This window comes from Sphingomonas sp. PvP018, assembly GCF_017876865.1.
Lineage (GTDB): Bacteria > Pseudomonadota > Alphaproteobacteria > Sphingomonadales > Sphingomonadaceae > Sphingomonas > Sphingomonas aerolata.
This window is the reverse complement of record NZ_JAGIOU010000001.1, coordinates 2,940,536-2,955,550: the sequence shown is the minus strand read 5'-3', so window position 1 is coordinate 2,955,550 and position 15,015 is coordinate 2,940,536. Positions and strand designations below refer to the sequence as shown.

Below are 15,015 nucleotides of genomic sequence, written 5' to 3'. Positions count from 1 at the left end.
GCGGACGCGAAGGTCAGAAGCTGGTGGTCACGCCGAAGGTGAAGATGCGGCCGCTGCGCGTGTAGACGAGCGTCCGGTCGGCGCTGAGATCGGCGAACTGCTCGATCGGCCGGTTGGTGACGTTGATGCCCTCGATCACGAAACGCAGATTCTCGACCGGGCTGTAGCGGATCTGGAAATCGACGTTGTTGGTCGGCCGGATGCCGTCGCCGACATTGGCGTTGCTCCCCGCGCCGGTGATGTAGCGACTGCGATAGGCGGTCGAGACGCGCGCGCCGAACCGCTCGGTCTCGAAATACAGCGTCGCGTTGGCGGCCCATTTCGACAGGTTGAACAGCGGGATGGTCTGGGCGACGCCGTTGTAGATCGCCTTCTGGTCGCCATCGATCCAGGTGCCGTTGGCGACCACGCCGAAATGGTCGAACGGCGCGGGCAGGAAGGTGAAGTCGTGCTGGACCGCGGCCTCGACCCCGCGGATGCTGGCGCCGTCGCCATTGACGGGCCGCGTATAGTTGTACGGCGTGGTGCCATCCTGCCCCGGCAGCAGCAGCGAGACCGGAAAGCCCGTGGCGCTGTAGGGCACCTGCGACGTCTCCGAGGTGATGAAGCTCGCCAGATCCTTCCAGAACACGCCGACCGACGCGAAGCCGTTGCGATCCATATAATATTCCAGCCCGCCTTCCACCGAGGTCGAGCGGAACGGCTGGAGGTTGGGGTTGCCGACCGACACCGTGCCGCCGAACGGCGCGACCGTCAGCGTGCCCGCGGCGGCAAGCTGCGGCAGGCCGGGACGGTTGACGTTGCGGCTCGCCGACGCGCGCGCGATCAGCTTGGGCGTGAGGTCGAGCGCGACGTTGAGCGCGGGCAGCCAGTCGTCGTTGCTGGTCTTGACCGTCACGGGCTGCAGCACCGTGACGCCGTTGGTCGCGGTCGCGAGCGACCCGCTGGAGACCAGCGCGGTATGGTAATAGCGCACGCCCGCATTGCCGCGCAGCCGCATCGATCCGAGTTCGGTATCCAGATCGAGCTGCGTGAAGCCCGCCCAGCTCGTCTCGCGGATGCGGAAGTCGCTGCCCGCGGTCAGGTTCGCCGCGGTCAGGTTCCGGTTGTTGCCGAGCAGCGCGTAGATGCCCGCGACGTCGCCGCCGATATAGGGGATCAGGCTGTCGCGGTTGATCACGTATTTCAGCGCGTCGGGTACCGCGCGGTCGCTGGTCGCCTGCGTCCCGTAGAAGATGTTGGTGAGATACTGGTACCCGCTGTTGGTGAAGCGCTTATACTCGCCGCCGAGCTCGAGCTTCAGGATCGGCGACACGGTATAGACTGCCTGGAGCTGGCCGTTGCGATAGGCGTTGTCGATCGTGTTCTCCTGCGTCACCAGCCGCTGGACGTTCCAGTTCGCCGGCTTGGTCAGGTCGAAGCCATAGGTGTTGACCGGGATCGTCGGCTGCATGTCGAAACTGAACGCGGTGTTGCGCGCCTGCAGGAAGATCTTGTCGAACGTCGGCTGTGCGAACGCCGACTTCTGATAGCCGGCGAGCGCGGTCAGCGTCAGGCGATCGCCGACCTTCCATTCGGCATTGGCCACCGCCTGATAGAAATCGGTCTGGTTCTCGACCCGGTGATGCTCGGTCCGCTGGTCGATCCCGGTATAGCTGGCGGCGACGAGCGAATTGCCCTGGATCGTCGCGGAGCGGATGACCTGCGTCCCGCTGACATTGCCGGTCAGCGCGTTATAGCCGCCGGCCGCGATCGCCCAGTCGTCACGCTTGTCGGCGAGGTGTCCGTAGAGCAGGTCGACATCAAGCTTGAACCGATCGCCCGGATGATATTGCAGCGCGCTGGTGACGCCGATCCGCTCGCGGTCGGTGTACCAGGTCGAGGGCGACTGCGCCTGCGGTGCGAAGATCGTACCGCCGCGCAACAGCGCGCGCGTCGCCGCATCGATCTCGGGCCCGATATTGTTCGCGCCGTAGGTGACCTTGCCCCAGTTCCAGTTGCGATAGCCATATTCGTTGTTGCGGATCTTCGAATAGGCGACCGAGACGAGCGCGCCGAAATCGCCCTGGCGCTGCGAGAACAGCCCGACGAGCCGCGGGGTGATGCCGCTGGTCTGGTCGTTGGTCTGGCCCTTGGCCGACAGCACGATCTTCTGCCCGTCATAGTCGAACGGCTTGGCGGTGAAGAGCTGGACCGTCCCGGCGATGCCGCCCTCGTCCTGATTGGCGGCATAGCTCTTCTGCACGCTGACGCGGTTGAACAGCTCGGACGCGAACAGGCTGAAGTCGAAGCCGCGGCTGCGGCTGACGTTGCCGCGATTGTCCATCCCCGACGCGGTATTGCCGAGCACCTCCATGCCGTTCAGCTGGGTGCGCGTGAAATCGGGGCCGAGCCCGCGCAGCGCGATCTGGCGGCCTTCGCCGGTGTCGCGGGTGATCGCGACGCCGGGGACGCGTTGCAGCGCTTCGGCGAGATTGAGGTCGGGAAAGGCGGCGATGTCGGACGCGACGATATTGTCCTCGGTCCCGACCGCGCGGCGTTTGAGCTCCTGCGCGGCGAGCAGGCTGCGGCGATAGCCGTTGACGACGATGTCGTCGGCGACCGCGACCGGGTCGGCTGCCAGCGCCGACACGCCCCCCGCGACGGCCCCCGCAACCGCCGGCGTGGCTACCGGCGCGGGTGCGCTGACGGTGCGCAGGCCCGGGCGCGGCGGCGCGCGCCGCAGGACCAGCACGCCGTTGCTCTCGACCGGGTGCAGGCCCGTGCCGCGCAACAGCACGGCGAGGGCCGCCGGCGCGGTCAGCCGCCCGCTCACCCCCCCGGTCCGCTGTCCCTGGATCAGCGCGGGCGCCGCGATCACCTGCATCCCCGTTGCGCTCGAATAGGCCGACAGCGCCGCGGCGAGGTCGCCTGCGGGAATGGCGAACGCGCGTGCCCCCGCCGACTGTGCCCCCACCGGCCGGGCGTGTGCCGCCGCTGGCGCCATAAGCGCACAAACCGCCAGAGCGAGTGCCGACGTTCCGTAAAACCGCGTCATGATAATCCCCCGTCATGGCGCCCCCACGCGCCATTCGGGAGGAAGACGGCGCAGCCCGACGGATCCGGACAGTGTTTTTTTCAGCGTGCAGTTTCGAGCGCCAGACCCCCGTCCTGCTCGACCACCGCGAACCCGAACCCGCCGCCGATCGCCGCCAGGAGCTGGCGTGGATGATCGGTCCGGAAACGGCCGAACACCGTCGTCGAGGCGAGCGGCTCGGCAGGGCGCGCGATCCGGACGCCGCCCTGCCGGTCGAGGATCTCGACCAGATCGTCGAGCCGCATGCCCGCGGTGTCGATCCAGCCCTGACGCCAGTCGGGCAGCCCCGGATCGAAGCGCTCGGGTACCGCGGTCACGCCGCCGCGGATGCTGCTGCGATAGCCCGCCCGAACCACGACGCCGCGCCGCGCGCCCGCTGACGCCGGGTCGAGCGGGTCGAACCCGACCGCGCCGCGATAGACCGCCAGCGCGACCTGCCGCCGCGTCAGATCCAGGTCGAACGCGGTGCCGAGCACGCGCGTCCGGCTGGCCCCCGCACGCACGACGAAGGGGCGCGCGGCATCGTGGCGCACGTCGAAGAACGCCTGGCCCGCCAGCAGCCGGGCGCTGCGCCCGGCGGTCGTGTAGACGACCTGCAGTCGCGTCGCACCGTTCAGCCGGACGGTGGTGCCGTCCGCCAGCGTCGCGGTCGCGCGCTCGCCGGGCTGCGTCGCGAACAGGTGCGGCGACGGTGCGACCGCGGCGGGCGGCGGGGCCATGCGGAGGCCGAGGACGAGCAATACGGCGACGAGCGGCGCGGTCGTGGCCGCGACGACGACGGACCGCCGCCGCCGCCTGAGCGCGCGGACCTGCTCGTCCGACAGCCGGCCGCACTGCAAAGCGGCGGTCCGCAGCGCATCGGTCAGCGCGGCATCGGTCAGCGCGGCATCGGTCACGGCCGCGCCCCCGCCCCCGCTGCTGCTGCTGCTGCTGCTGCTGCTGCTGCCGGCGGTCACGCCCCCGCCTCCATCGTGAACCCCCGCCGCGCCAGCGCGGTGCGAATGTCGGCAAAGGCCCGGACGACGTGCTTCTCGACCGCGGCGGTGCTCATGTCGAGCCGATCGGCGATCGCTGCGGTGGTGAGGCCGTCCAGCCGTCGGCGCAGGAATATCTCGCGGCGCAGCGGCGGCATGCGTTCGAGCGCGCCCGCCATCAGCGCGACCGCGCGGCGGAACGCCACCACCCGATCCGCCGCCGGCAGCGGACAGACCATCGCCTCGTCCAGTTCGACATGCGCACCGCGCCGGGCGACGCGGTGATGATCGCGCAGCAGATTGCGCGCGATCGCGAAGCAGAGCGCCTTCATGTCCTCGACCCGCGCGCTCGCCTGATAGGTGAACAGCCGCAGATAGGTTTCCTGCACGACGTCGTCGCCGTCGGCGTGATGCCCCAGCCGCCCGTGCACGAACGCACGCAGCGCGCGTGACAGCGCCGCGTCCGGGCATTGCATCGCCAGCGCCGGCGTCACCGGCCGGTGCTCCCCGACGCCCCTGAAAACCCCCGCGTCCCTGTTCACCACGCCCCCCGCTTGCGATTCGGGGCGTCTTATGCGTCCATCGTGAAGCCGGGATGACACCGCGCAGCCGCGCGGGTCTTGGCCAAGCGCGACCATGCGGCGAGATCGATCCCAGGGGGAGATCGTTACCAAGTTATACTCGATCACCGTATTGCGACTATCGCGCGTCGCATCCATGCTGATAGTGGCGGCCCTACCAGACGGCGTCGGAAAGCTCCTGAATTGACTGTTGCAGGGCGGCATATCGCCATCATCGCGCCGCCGACCGCCGGGCACATCAATCCTCTGGTCGCGCTGGGCACATCGCTCGTCGCCGCGGGACACCGGGTCACGCTGGTGCATATGGCCGACGTCGCGGCGATGCTGCCCCGTGGCGACGTCGCGTTTGCGCCGCTCGACCATCCCGCCGATCGCCAGGGCCTGCTGGCCGAACATTATCGCAAGCTCGCCCAGCCCTCGGGGCCGGTCGGACTGCCGCGCATGATCCGCAGCACCGCGGCGATGACCGAGCTCCTGCTCGCGGCGCTGCCGGCCACCCTCACGCGGCTCGGCGTCGATGCGGTCGTGGCGGATTCGGTCGAGCCGGCGGGGGCGCTGGCGGCACGCCATCTCGGCCTGCCGTTCGTGACCGCAATCACCGGACTCCCGCTGCTCCGCGAACCGATGATCCCCCCGCCCTTTCTCGGCTGGGCCTACCGGGCCGATGCGCTCGGGCGGAATCGCAACAATGGCGGCTATGCGGTCAGCGATCTGCTGATGCGCCCGGTGACCCGCATCGTGACGACCTATGCCCTGCTTTGGGGGCTCGATCCCGATCCACAGCAGCAATGGTCCGACCGCCTGCAGATCGCGCAATGCCCGGCAGGGCTCGACTTTCCGCGCACCGCCCTGCCACCGAGCTTCCGGTACGGCGCGCCGTGGCGTCTCGACGAACCCGTGGACGACATCCCCGAAAGCGACGGCCGACCGCTGATATATTGCTCGCTGGGGTCGCTGCAGGGTGCGCGCCGGTCGCTGTTCGCGGCGATGACCGCCGCCTGTGCCGCGGTCGGGGCGCGCGCGGTGGTCGCACATGGCGGCGGCCTGAGCGACGGCGACGCGGCCTCGCTGCCCGGCGACCCGCTGGTCCGCGCCTTCTGGTCGCAGACGCGTATCCTGCCGCACTGTTCGGCGGCCATCCTCCACGGCGGCTTCAACACGGTGCTCGACGCGCTCGCGGCGGGCGTACCGATCGTCACCGTGCCCTTGGCGTTCGAACAGCCGGCGACCGCGGCGCGGCTGAAGCGGATCGGCGCGGCGCGCATCGTGTCCGCCGCCGACGCCGCCAGAGGCGGGCTCGAACCCGCGCTGCGCCATGTCCTGACCGATCCGGGCTATCGCCGTGCGGCAGGCCTGCTCGCGGCGGAGATGGCGATGGCGGGGGGCGCTGCCGACGCGGCCGCGTGCGTCGAGGCGGCGCTGCGCGACGACGCGATCGTTACGCCGGCAGGCCTGGACCTGGCTGAGGACAGGGCTGCCTGCGCTGCGTGAGGCGCTGCGCCGCGACGATCGCGGGCGGCGCGAGCAGCAGCCCCATCAGCACGTCGACCCCGTAGTGACCGCCGAACACCGGCGTCGCGACGATCGTCAGGATCGCCCAAGCGCGGCCCGGTCCGGCGAGGCGCGGCATCGCACCGAAGGCCCAGATGAAGATCGCGGCGAGCGTCGCATGGAAACTGGGAAAGCTGACGATCCCCATCAGCATGGTGAGGTCGAGCACGCGCAACGATCCGTCGCGAAGCCCCGAGATCAGCCCCTGTTCCATCCACGCGATCGACGGCCAGAGATGCACGTAGCGCGCCGGGTCGAACAGGTTTCCCATCGCGGGCGTCAGACCAGAGATGAGGATCGTGACGAACCCGGACAGGATCGCGGCGCACACCATCGTCCGCAGCGTGTCGAACTTCCCCATCCCGCTCAACGCGACGATGACGACGATCATCTGCACCGTCAGGCTGTGATAGGCGAGGCCCAGCAGCCAGATCAGCGGCGGACACTGGTCGAGCAGCGCGAGCACGACCGGCCAGTCGAAGCCGACCGCGCGATCCGCCGCCGCCAGCCGGGCATCCCACAAGGTGCCGGACTTCGCGGCCAGCGCATAGGCAAGGACCACGCCGAACAGCGTGAACAGCGTCATCTGCAGAAACGCCCTAGCCCCCGCGGCAAGCCGCGGTCGCGCGCTATACCGGCCGATCGCCAGCGCGCCGCCCAGCGCGAGCAGCGACACGACCGCCGGCACCGCCCGCAGCGGATCGACCGTGAACCGGTCATCCTGCTGCGCGACGAGGAAACTGAGGATCATGGCTGCGACCAGCAACCAGGACGGGGTGTCGCGGTGGTCGGCACGGAAATTCGAAGCGGGCATCGGGGTCGAACGCAGCGTCCCGCCCTGCGGTGCCGCGATCGATCGCATCCGTATGATTTACCTGTGTATGCTACCGCGAGCCACCGACTGCCGCGGCGACGCCGCGCGTGCTTTTATGGCGGCGCGCCCTCGCATCGTCCGCCCCGAACGGTTATATATACGCCATGTTGAATGCACTGCTTCTGGTCAGCGCCGATTTGCCCGATCGCGCGTCGTGACCTGGGTCGAGAAACTGGCGATCGTCGTCGGCATGGTCCTGTTCATGGAGTGCTTCGCCTGGGCGACGCACCGCTATGTGATGCACGGCTGGGGCTGGGGCTGGCACAAGTCGCATCACGAGGAGCATGAGGGCTGGTTCGAGAAGAACGACCTTTATGCGATCGTCTTCGCGATCGTCCCGATCGTGCTGTTCGTCGTCGGGCTCTGGTACCCGGCGCTGTGGTGGGCGGCGCTCGGCATCACCGTCTATGGCGGTATCTACGCCTTCGTCCACGACATGCTCGTGCATCAGCGCGGCGGCTTCCGCTGGGTCCCCAAACAGGGCTATTTCAAGCGGCTGCTCCAGGCGCATCGCCTGCATCACGCGGTCGAGGGCAAGGACGGCACCGTCAGCCACGGCTTCCTGTTCGCGCGCAAGCCCGCGGTACTGAAGGCGCAGTTGCGCGCCAATGCCGATGCGCAGCGTCGTGCCGCCCGTTCCGCGCGGACCCCGAACACCAGTCCGGCAGACCAGCGCGGGTGAGCATCACCGCCGCCCGCCCGTCAGACGCGATGAAGCGCCAGATGCGGATCGGCGTGTCGCTGTCGGCCGCGATCATGGTCGCGTGGCTCGCCATCCACATCACCGGCATCTTCTTCTGGCAGTGGAGCCTCGCGACGCTGCCGGTCGCGATCCTGATGGTCCTCGTCCAGACCTGGCTCTCCACCGGGCTGTTCATCGTCGCGCATGATTCGATGCATGGGGCCCTCGCGCCCGAGCATCCAAGGCTGAACCGGGCGATCGGCGCGACCTGTCTCTCGCTCTATGCCTGCCTGTCCTATGCGTCCCTGCTCCCGCAGCATCATCTCCACCACAAGCAGACCGGACGCGCCGGGGATCCCGATTTCCACGGCGGCGACCCCCGGCTGACCCGCTGGTTCCTGCAGTTCTTCAAGACCTATTATTCGCACGGCCAGATCATCCGCATCACATTGGTGGCGCTGGTCTATACGTTGCTGCTCGGCGCACCGCTCGGCAACATCGTGATCTTCTGGGCGCTGCCCGCGCTCGGCGCGGTCGCGCAGCTGTTCGTCTTCGGCACCTGGCTGCCGCACCGCGAGCGCGACCTGCCCTTCGCGGACACCCACCGCGCGCACAGCCTCGACATCGGACCCGTGCTGTCGCTGATGACCTGCTTCCACTTCGGCGGCTATCATCACGAACATCATCTCTCGCCGGGCACGCCGTGGTGGGGGCTACCCGCGCGCCGCCGTGCGCTTGCGGTTCGCGCCGCCGACCGCCGCGGTGTAGAGGACCCCGCATGACGCTTGCCATCATCCTCTCCGCCATTGCGATGACCGTCATCGTCGGGGTCCGCTATCTGCTCGTGTCGGGCGCGTTCGCGTGGATCACCACGCGCAAGCATCCGGGGCTGTATCTCGGGCTCGATCCGCAGGTCCGGCGCGAGATCGTCTGGAGCCTCGCCTCCGCCGCGCTCTACGGCATCCCCGCCGGTGTCGTCGCCTGGGGCTGGCAGCATCGCGGCTGGACCCAGGTCTATGCCGATGTCCACGCCTATCCGCTCTGGTACCTGCCGGTCTCGGTATTCGCCTATCTGCTTCTCCACGATGCCTGGTTCTACTGGACGCATCGCTGGATGCACCGCCCCGCCCCGTTCAAGCTCGCGCATGCGCTCCATCACGCCAGCCGTCCGCCGACGGCATGGGCCGCCATGGCATTCCACCCGATCGAGGCGCTGAGCGGCGCCATCGTCATTCCGCTGCTCGTCTTCTTCGTGCCGATCCACATTTACGGGCTGGGGGTCGTGCTGACGATCATGACGGTGATGGGCGTGACCAACCACATGGGATGGGAGATCTTCCCGCGCTTCATGTGGAGCGGCCCGCTGGGCGGATGGCTGATCACCGCCAGCCATCATCAGCGCCATCACGAACTCTATGGCTGCAATTACGGCCTGTATTTCCGCCACTGGGACCGGCTGTGCCACACCGATCGCGGCGTCGGCGATTTCACCCGCGAACACGCCCGCGCCGCCCGGCGGGCCGATGCGGCCTGACCGGCCGACTGCGCGATAGGCGTCGCCAGCGGCGCTCCTCACGCACGCCAAACGCAAAAAGGGCATCCGGGTCGCCCCGGATGCCCTTTTCTGCACGTCGCTCGGGGTCGCAGGCAGCTTGGCCCGCGACCCTGAGCGCTGTGGCTCAGATACCGTTCGACAGATTGGTATCCGCGTCGTTGGTGCGCATGTCTTCAGCCTGGTTCTGGCCGGTCGCACGCACCGCGTCAGCCTTGTTCTCGAGGCTTTCTTCTGCTGCTTCGTTGCCCGTGAGGTCGGCAGCGTCCTCGAGGTTGTCAGCGACCGCCTCGGTGTTCGACTCGATGTTGTCGGCTGCCTGCTCGCGCGGGCTGGTGTTGCAGGCTGCGAGCGAGAACAGGCCGGCAGCGACGGCGACAGCGAAAATCTTCTTCATGATCAACCCTCTTAGTGGTGCCACACGCATACACGACACCAGCCGAGATTCAACGCCGATCCGTTAGGTAGGGTATCGAAGCGCAGCGATGATCGAAGACGCCGGACGTCAAAGTCGCGCCTGGCCTAGCGCGCAAGCGGCCCGCTACCCAGCGTCGGCACGCTACAATGGGGGGCACATCACCGATACGCTGCGGTGACGAAAATGGCGGAGACGGAGGGATTCGAACCCTCGGTACCAGTAAACCCGGTACGGCGGTTTAGCAAACCGCTGGTTTCAGCCACTCACCCACGTCTCCGGCTGCAGCAGATGCGGGGCTATAGCGAGGGTCTGCGGCGGGGGCAACCGTCGTTACGCGGGTACCGGACGCGAATTCGACTCTTCCCGCCGTTTCATTCATTGCGGGGTCAGGCGGGGGTTTGTTAACTCACGCGCACTCGGCATTGGGGAAGATAGCATCATGCGCAGTTTCTGGCTTGGCCTCGGCGCCTTCGCAGCGTCGATCGCGAGCAGCGCGCCCGCACAGGTCCGCACGATCGATCCCAACCAGGCGATCGACGGGGATCTCGCGCCCCAGTCCAGCACCACCCCATCGCGGGGGCAGCAGGTCCCCGACCAGCGCTATCCGGAGCCCGCGCCGGTCGAGCCGGTCCAGCCCGCCGCGCCGCCCCCGCCCGCGCCGGGCCCCGGTGCGACGACGCGCGCGGAGGCGACGATGAGCGCCGCCGACACCTATGAACGCGACGATCTGCTCGCCGCGGGCGAGGGCGTGTTCGGCAAGGGCGCGGCCGGGCTCGGCGGCATCCTCGAGAACATCCTGAAGGACCAGGGCCAGCCCAACGCCTATATCGCCGGGCGCGAGGCGTCGGGCGCGTTCATCCTCGGCGTGCGCTACGGCTCGGGGCTGATGAACCACAAGGTCGAGGGCGAGAAGCCGGTCTACTGGACCGGGCCGTCGGTCGGCTTCGACGTCGGCGGCGACGCGAACAAGGTCTTCGTGCTGGTCTACAACCTCTACGACACCGAGGAGCTCTACAAGCGCTTCCCCGCGGTCGAGGGCCGGCTCTATCTCGTCGGCGGATTCGCCGCGACCTATCTGCGGCGCGGCAACGTCGTGCTGATCCCGATCCGCCTCGGCGTCGGCTGGCGCGCGGGCGTGAACGTCGGATACATGAACATCACGCACAAGAGCCGCTGGCTGCCGTTTTAAGGCGCAGCGCGGCAGCGGGCCACGCCCCGCTGACTCGCGCAAGCCCGGCCGGCGGCGCGTAGCGCCGTCCGACGACGCGGGCTTTGCCCGCGGCGCGGCACCACCCCCGCAGGACACCAGCCCCCGGTAGCGCCCACCCCCACAATCGCCTAACGCCACGCGAATGGCCAAACCCGACCGCCTCGCCCGTCTCGACGCCCAGCGCGAGGATCTCGAAACCGACTATCGCGCGACGCTGATCGCCGCGCTCGAAAAGACCGCGAACGGCTCCCTCGGGCTGTTCGACCGCAGCAGCGACCGCCGCGTCCGCACCGCAATCGCACCGACGATCGCCGCGCTCGTCGAGATGGCCGCCGAGATCGACGCGATGCGCGACCGGCTGATGCTCGACCCGTTCGCGCTCCACCGCGACTTCTTCGCCGCGCGCGGGCCGGTCAGCGCGAGCGCACCCGGCGAGCAGAAAGAGGCGCGACTCTGGCTCGACCGACTCGCGCAGGAGGATCCGGCGAACTGACGCCCCACCGTCATCCTGACGAATGTAAGGACCCAGGGTCACGAACGCTGTCGCTGCTTGGCTCTGGGTCCTGACGTTCGTCAGGATGACGGAAAAGGCAGAGGCGTGCGCGCCTTAGCCTGCGAACCGCCACCCCGCATCCGTCCCCGCCAGGAACGGCACGACCGACGTATCCCCCTCCCCGACCCGCTCGGGCACCATCACGCTCTCGCGCACCAAAGTCACCGTCCCCTCGTTCAGCGGCAGCCCGTAGAAGCGCGCGCCGTTCTCCGACGCGAACCCCTCGAACCGGTCGATCGCGCCCTCCGCGTCGAACACGCCGAGATACGCCTCGAGCGCGAACGGCGCGTTGAAGATCCCCGCACAGCCGCAGCCCGATTCCTTCGCGCCCACGACATGCGGTGCGCTGTCGGTGCCGAGGAAGAAGCGCGGGCTCCCCGACACCGCGGCCTTCCGCACCGCAAGCCGGTGGGTCTCGCGCTTGAGCACGGGCAGGCAATAGGCGTGCGGCCGCAGCCCCCCGTCGAACAGCGCGTTGCGGTTGATCAGCAGATGCTGCGGGGTGATCGTTGCGGCGATCGGATGGTCCGCCTCGGTCACGAACGCCGCCGCCTCGGCGGTGGTGATGTGCTCGAGCACGATCTTCAGCCCCGGATAGTCGCGCGTCAGCGGCGTCAGGATGCGTTCAACGAACACCGCCTCGCGGTCGAAGATGTCGATCGACTTGTCGGTCACCTCGCCGTGGATCAGCAGCGGCATGCCGATCCGCTGCAGCGTCTCGAGCACGCCGGTCAGCGCGCGGATATCGGTGACGCCGTGCGCCGAATTGGTCGTCGCATGCGCGGGGTAGAGCTTGCACGCGGTGAACACGCCCTCGGCATGGCCGCGCTCGATCTCGGCGGGATCGGTGCCGTCGGTCAGATAGCAGGTCATCAGCGGCGTGAAATCGGCACCGCCGACCGCCGCGAGGATCCGCTCGCGATAGGCGCGCGCGGCGGCGATCGTCGTCACCGGCGGGGTGAGGTTGGGCATGATGATCGCGCGCGCGAACTGCCGCGCGCTGTGCGGCGCGACCGCGTCCAGCATCGCGCCGTCGCGCAGGTGGAGATGCCAGTCGTCGGGGCGGCGGATCGTGATGCTGTCGGTCATGCGCCCTCCTACCGAGGCGCGCCGGGCGACGCCAGACGGTTGCGCGCCTTGGAAATCGCCGGGCGCACACTAGGTGAAAGGTATGACCCAGCCCGACAGCGCAACCCGGCCCGACACGGCCACCTGCCTCGCCGACCGCGCGGTGCTGCGCATCGCGGGCGAGGACGTCCGCGGCTTCCTGCAGGGGCTGGTGACCGCCGACACCGCGTTGCTCGCGCCCGGCGCGCCCGCCTGGGCCGCTTTGCTGTCGCCGCAGGGCAAGGTGCTGTTCGACTTCATCCTCTGGGCGGACGGTGCCGACGTGCTGGTCGATGTCGAGGCCACGCAGGCCGAGGCGCTGGCGAAGCGGCTGACGCTCTACCGCCTGCGCCGCGCGATCACGATCGCCCCCGATCCGCTCCATGTCCACTGGTCGCCGACGGGGACTGAGGGCAGCCCCGACCCGCGGCTTCCCGCGCTCGGCCATCGCTGGCTCGCCCCCGCGGACGCAGCGGCAGGCGATGCGTCACCCGCCTGGCACGCACACCGCCTGTCGCTCGGCGTGACCGAAGGCGTCGCCGAGCTCGGCAATGGCGAGACGCTCTGGCTCGAATGCAACGCGCGCGAGCTGAACGGCGTCAGCTTCACCAAGGGCTGCTATGTCGGCCAGGAGAACACCGCGCGGATGCACCACCGTTCGAAGGTCAACCGCCGCCTCGTCGTCGCGCCCTTCACCGAACCGAGCAGCCGCACCCGCGTCACCTATCCCGACCTCGCCCTGATGATCGACCACCGCCGCACCGACGCCCTCGGCGACGCCCTCATCCCCACCTGGCTCGCCCCCGCGCTAGAGGCCGACGATCCCCCCAAGGCATAAGCGCCGCCGCCAGGCGCCGTGATTGCATCTCACGCGAAGGCGCGAAGGCGCAAAGATTGCACGTCAGCCGACCGCCCCGACCACGATCGGCGAAGCCGCGCCCCGCCGCCCGGCGGCACACAGCAACGCCGCCCCAGGATCTTCGCGCCTTCGCGCCTTCGCGTGAACATTTCCGACGCACGCCCATGCGCAACCGCGCCGAAGCAATCCCATGCGGCACGCCAAATCCTGCCCAGACCTCCGTGATGCACCTCCACGGCCCACCCCAAAAGGCTCCGCGCCTCCGCGGCTCCGCGCGAACCAATCTTCTTCCCCGCCCCAGGAACACCAGACAAAAGAAAAGGGAGGCCGGCTCGCGCCGACCTCCCCGATCTTGTCCCGCATCCGATCCCGAAGGACCGGAAGGCGGAAGTCTTACTGGCCCGAACCCGGACCGTAGGTGACTTCCACGCGACGGTTCTGCACTTCGCGCACGCCATCGGCGGTGTCGACGCGCGGACGGCTCTCACCGAACGCTTCGGTCGAGATCACGCCATCCGGGATCGCATGCGACGACAGATAGGCGCGGACGCCGTCTGCACGACGCTGCGAGAGACCGACGTTGTACGACGCCGAACCCGACTTATCGGCGTGGCCTGCCAGCATGACCTGTGCGTTGCCGCACGACTGGTACTGCGTGACGGCGTTGTCGAGGATCGACGCAGCCTCAGGCGTGATGTCCGACTTGTCCCACTCGAAGAACACGATGAACGGACCAGGCGAGCAAACGACCTCGACCGGCGCCGGCGGCGGCGGGGGAGCCATCGGCTCGGGTGCCGGCGGCGGGGGAGGAGGTGCCATCGGCTCGGCAGGGGCGCCGAAGTTGTACGTCACACCACCAAGGATGCTGTGCGAACGGTAACGACCGTCGAACAGGCGGTTGGTGTTGTCGACCAGCTTGACGTTCTCGGCGTTGAAGAAACGATACTTCAGCGTCGCGTCGATGTGATCGGTCAGCGGTGCACGGATACCGGCGAGGCCCTGATAGGCGAACACGGTGTCCGAATCGTTCAGGAACGAACCGTTGTTGTTGAGGGCGTAGTTCGCCTTGACGCGAGCAACACCGACACCACCGCCGACGAAGCCCTGGATGCCGTCATCCGGACCGAAGTCCAGCAGGCCGTTCAGCATGAAGCTGAGTGCCGACGAAGAACCGCCAGCATAGTCATAGTTGTTGGCCGGTGCGTTGACGAGTGCGCCTGCACCCGTGAAAGCTGGCGTGGTCGTGGTCGACGAATAGCCGTCCACAGTGGCCTTGCGGTAACCGACTTCGGTTTCGAGGCGGAAGCCACCGAAATCGTAGCCCATGACTGCGTCGACGTCATAACCATAGTCATGGTCGACCGAACCGGCATTGTTCAGAGCACCGATGTCGTAGTCGATGTCTTCAACGATCATCGCACCGCCTTCGATGCCAACGTACCACGACTTGTCGCGGGCGAGGGCAGGAGTGGCGAGTGCGGTGGAGGCGAGTGCCAGAACGACGGCAAGCTTCCGCATATAAATCCCCTTTCATGAGTGTCACACGGACATCGCAAACTCCCTATCCTTCGGCTTGTT

Annotated in this window: 14 protein-coding genes and 1 tRNA gene; 7 read left to right on the top strand and 8 right to left on the bottom strand. The window is 68.4% G+C overall.

Annotation, left to right across the window (positions count from 1 at the left end; genetic code table 11):
• Nucleotides 1–13: 13 nt before the first annotated feature.
• The 3 genes from J3A66_RS13210 to J3A66_RS13200 all read right to left on the bottom strand — a co-directional run bounded on the left by J3A66_RS13210 (nucleotide 14) and on the right by J3A66_RS13200 (nucleotide 4,544).
• Entirely contained in the window at nucleotides 14–3,037 is a 3,024-nt protein-coding gene (locus J3A66_RS13210) for a TonB-dependent receptor (protein ID WP_209569315.1), read from the bottom strand.
• 80 nt (nucleotides 3,038–3,117) lie between these two features.
• Nucleotides 3,118–4,032, bottom strand: a complete 915-nt coding sequence (locus tag J3A66_RS13205; protein WP_209569313.1) for a FecR domain-containing protein — start codon at nucleotides 4,030–4,032, stop codon at nucleotides 3,118–3,120.
• Nucleotides 4,029–4,544, bottom strand: coding sequence for a sigma-70 family RNA polymerase sigma factor (locus J3A66_RS13200; RefSeq protein ID WP_209569311.1), 516 nt, complete (start codon nucleotides 4,542–4,544; stop codon nucleotides 4,029–4,031). Before J3A66_RS13200 ends, J3A66_RS13205 begins: the two co-directional genes overlap by 4 nt.
• Before the next feature lie 270 nt (nucleotides 4,545–4,814).
• On the opposite strand from J3A66_RS13200, the gene J3A66_RS13195 reads away from it, so the two are divergent.
• Nucleotides 4,815–6,122 carry a glycosyltransferase gene (locus tag J3A66_RS13195; RefSeq protein WP_209569309.1) on the top strand — a complete coding sequence of 436 codons (1,308 nt, stop codon included), beginning with the start codon at nucleotides 4,815–4,817 and terminating at the stop codon, nucleotides 6,120–6,122.
• Here J3A66_RS13195 and J3A66_RS13190 read toward each other — a convergent pair.
• Nucleotides 6,070–7,044: a phosphatase PAP2 family protein gene (locus J3A66_RS13190; protein WP_209569307.1), complete on the bottom strand. Its 975-nt coding sequence runs from the start codon at nucleotides 7,042–7,044 to the stop codon at nucleotides 6,070–6,072. The two genes, J3A66_RS13195 and J3A66_RS13190, sit on opposite strands and share 53 nt — an antisense overlap.
• Before the next feature lie 166 nt (nucleotides 7,045–7,210).
• Here J3A66_RS13190 and J3A66_RS13185 point away from each other — a divergent pair, with 166 nt between their 5' ends.
• The 3 genes from J3A66_RS13185 to J3A66_RS13175 are packed head-to-tail and all read left to right on the top strand — an operon-like array spanning nucleotide 7,211 to nucleotide 9,272.
• Nucleotides 7,211–7,738 (top strand): sterol desaturase family protein, encoded by a 528-nt coding sequence (locus J3A66_RS13185; RefSeq protein ID WP_209569306.1) that lies wholly within the window; start codon nucleotides 7,211–7,213, stop codon nucleotides 7,736–7,738.
• Nucleotides 7,735–8,520 carry a fatty acid desaturase gene (locus J3A66_RS13180; protein ID WP_348634050.1) on the top strand — a complete coding sequence of 262 codons (786 nt, stop codon included), beginning with the start codon at nucleotides 7,735–7,737 and terminating at the stop codon, nucleotides 8,518–8,520. Before J3A66_RS13185 ends, J3A66_RS13180 begins: the two co-directional genes overlap by 4 nt.
• Entirely contained in the window at nucleotides 8,517–9,272 is a 756-nt protein-coding gene (locus J3A66_RS13175; RefSeq protein ID WP_031393428.1) for a sterol desaturase family protein, read from the top strand. The genes J3A66_RS13180 and J3A66_RS13175 overlap by 4 nt, the downstream gene beginning before the upstream one ends.
• Nucleotides 9,273–9,417: 145 nt before the next feature.
• Here the strand turns inward: J3A66_RS13175 and J3A66_RS13170 are convergent, their stop codons facing one another.
• On the bottom strand, nucleotides 9,418–9,687 hold the full coding sequence (locus J3A66_RS13170) for a hypothetical protein (RefSeq protein WP_031393429.1): 270 nt from the start codon (nucleotides 9,685–9,687) through the stop codon (nucleotides 9,418–9,420).
• A 205-nt stretch (nucleotides 9,688–9,892) separates the two neighbouring features.
• Nucleotides 9,893–9,985: transfer RNA gene (locus tag J3A66_RS13165), tRNA-Ser, on the bottom strand.
• A 162-nt stretch (nucleotides 9,986–10,147) separates the two neighbouring features.
• Here J3A66_RS13165 and J3A66_RS13160 point away from each other — a divergent pair.
• Entirely contained in the window at nucleotides 10,148–10,897 is a 750-nt protein-coding gene (locus tag J3A66_RS13160) for a DUF1134 domain-containing protein (RefSeq protein WP_209569304.1), read from the top strand.
• 163 nt (nucleotides 10,898–11,060) lie between these two features.
• Nucleotides 11,061–11,411, top strand: coding sequence for a hypothetical protein (locus tag J3A66_RS13155; protein ID WP_209569302.1), 351 nt, complete (start codon nucleotides 11,061–11,063; stop codon nucleotides 11,409–11,411).
• A 114-nt stretch (nucleotides 11,412–11,525) separates the two neighbouring features.
• Here the strand turns inward: J3A66_RS13155 and pyrC are convergent, their stop codons facing one another.
• Entirely contained in the window at nucleotides 11,526–12,560 is a 1,035-nt protein-coding gene (gene pyrC, locus J3A66_RS13150; protein ID WP_209569301.1) for a dihydroorotase, read from the bottom strand.
• Nucleotides 12,561–12,642: 82 nt separating this feature from the next.
• Between pyrC and J3A66_RS13145 the strand changes: the two genes are divergently transcribed.
• Nucleotides 12,643–13,416, top strand: coding sequence for a folate-binding protein YgfZ (locus tag J3A66_RS13145; RefSeq protein ID WP_209569298.1), 774 nt, complete (start codon nucleotides 12,643–12,645; stop codon nucleotides 13,414–13,416).
• A gap of 414 nt (nucleotides 13,417–13,830) precedes the next feature.
• Here the strand turns inward: J3A66_RS13145 and J3A66_RS13140 are convergent, their stop codons facing one another.
• On the bottom strand, nucleotides 13,831–14,955 hold the full coding sequence (locus tag J3A66_RS13140) for an OmpA family protein (RefSeq protein ID WP_031396246.1): 1,125 nt from the start codon (nucleotides 14,953–14,955) through the stop codon (nucleotides 13,831–13,833).
• Nucleotides 14,956–15,015: the final 60 nt, after the last annotated feature.

Bases quoted from the DNA above. Each gene is read 5' to 3' on its own strand.
- J3A66_RS13160 (WP_209569304.1), top strand. From the start codon at position 10,148: ATGCGCAGTTTCTGGCTTGGCCTCGGCGCCTTCGCAGCGTCGATCGCG.
- J3A66_RS13145 (WP_209569298.1), top strand. From the start codon at position 12,643: ATGACCCAGCCCGACAGCGCAACCCGGCCCGACACGGCCACCTGCCTC.
- J3A66_RS13190 (WP_209569307.1), bottom strand. From the start codon at position 7,044: ATGCGATCGATCGCGGCACCGCAGGGCGGGACGCTGCGTTCGACCCCG.
- J3A66_RS13175 (WP_031393428.1), top strand. From the start codon at position 8,517: ATGACGCTTGCCATCATCCTCTCCGCCATTGCGATGACCGTCATCGTC.
- J3A66_RS13210 (WP_209569315.1), bottom strand. From the start codon at position 3,037: ATGACGCGGTTTTACGGAACGTCGGCACTCGCTCTGGCGGTTTGTGCG.
- J3A66_RS13155 (WP_209569302.1), top strand. From the start codon at position 11,061: ATGGCCAAACCCGACCGCCTCGCCCGTCTCGACGCCCAGCGCGAGGAT.
- J3A66_RS13170 (WP_031393429.1), bottom strand. From the start codon at position 9,687: ATGAAGAAGATTTTCGCTGTCGCCGTCGCTGCCGGCCTGTTCTCGCTC.
- J3A66_RS13140 (WP_031396246.1), bottom strand. From the start codon at position 14,955: ATGCGGAAGCTTGCCGTCGTTCTGGCACTCGCCTCCACCGCACTCGCC.
- pyrC (WP_209569301.1), bottom strand. From the start codon at position 12,560: ATGACCGACAGCATCACGATCCGCCGCCCCGACGACTGGCATCTCCAC.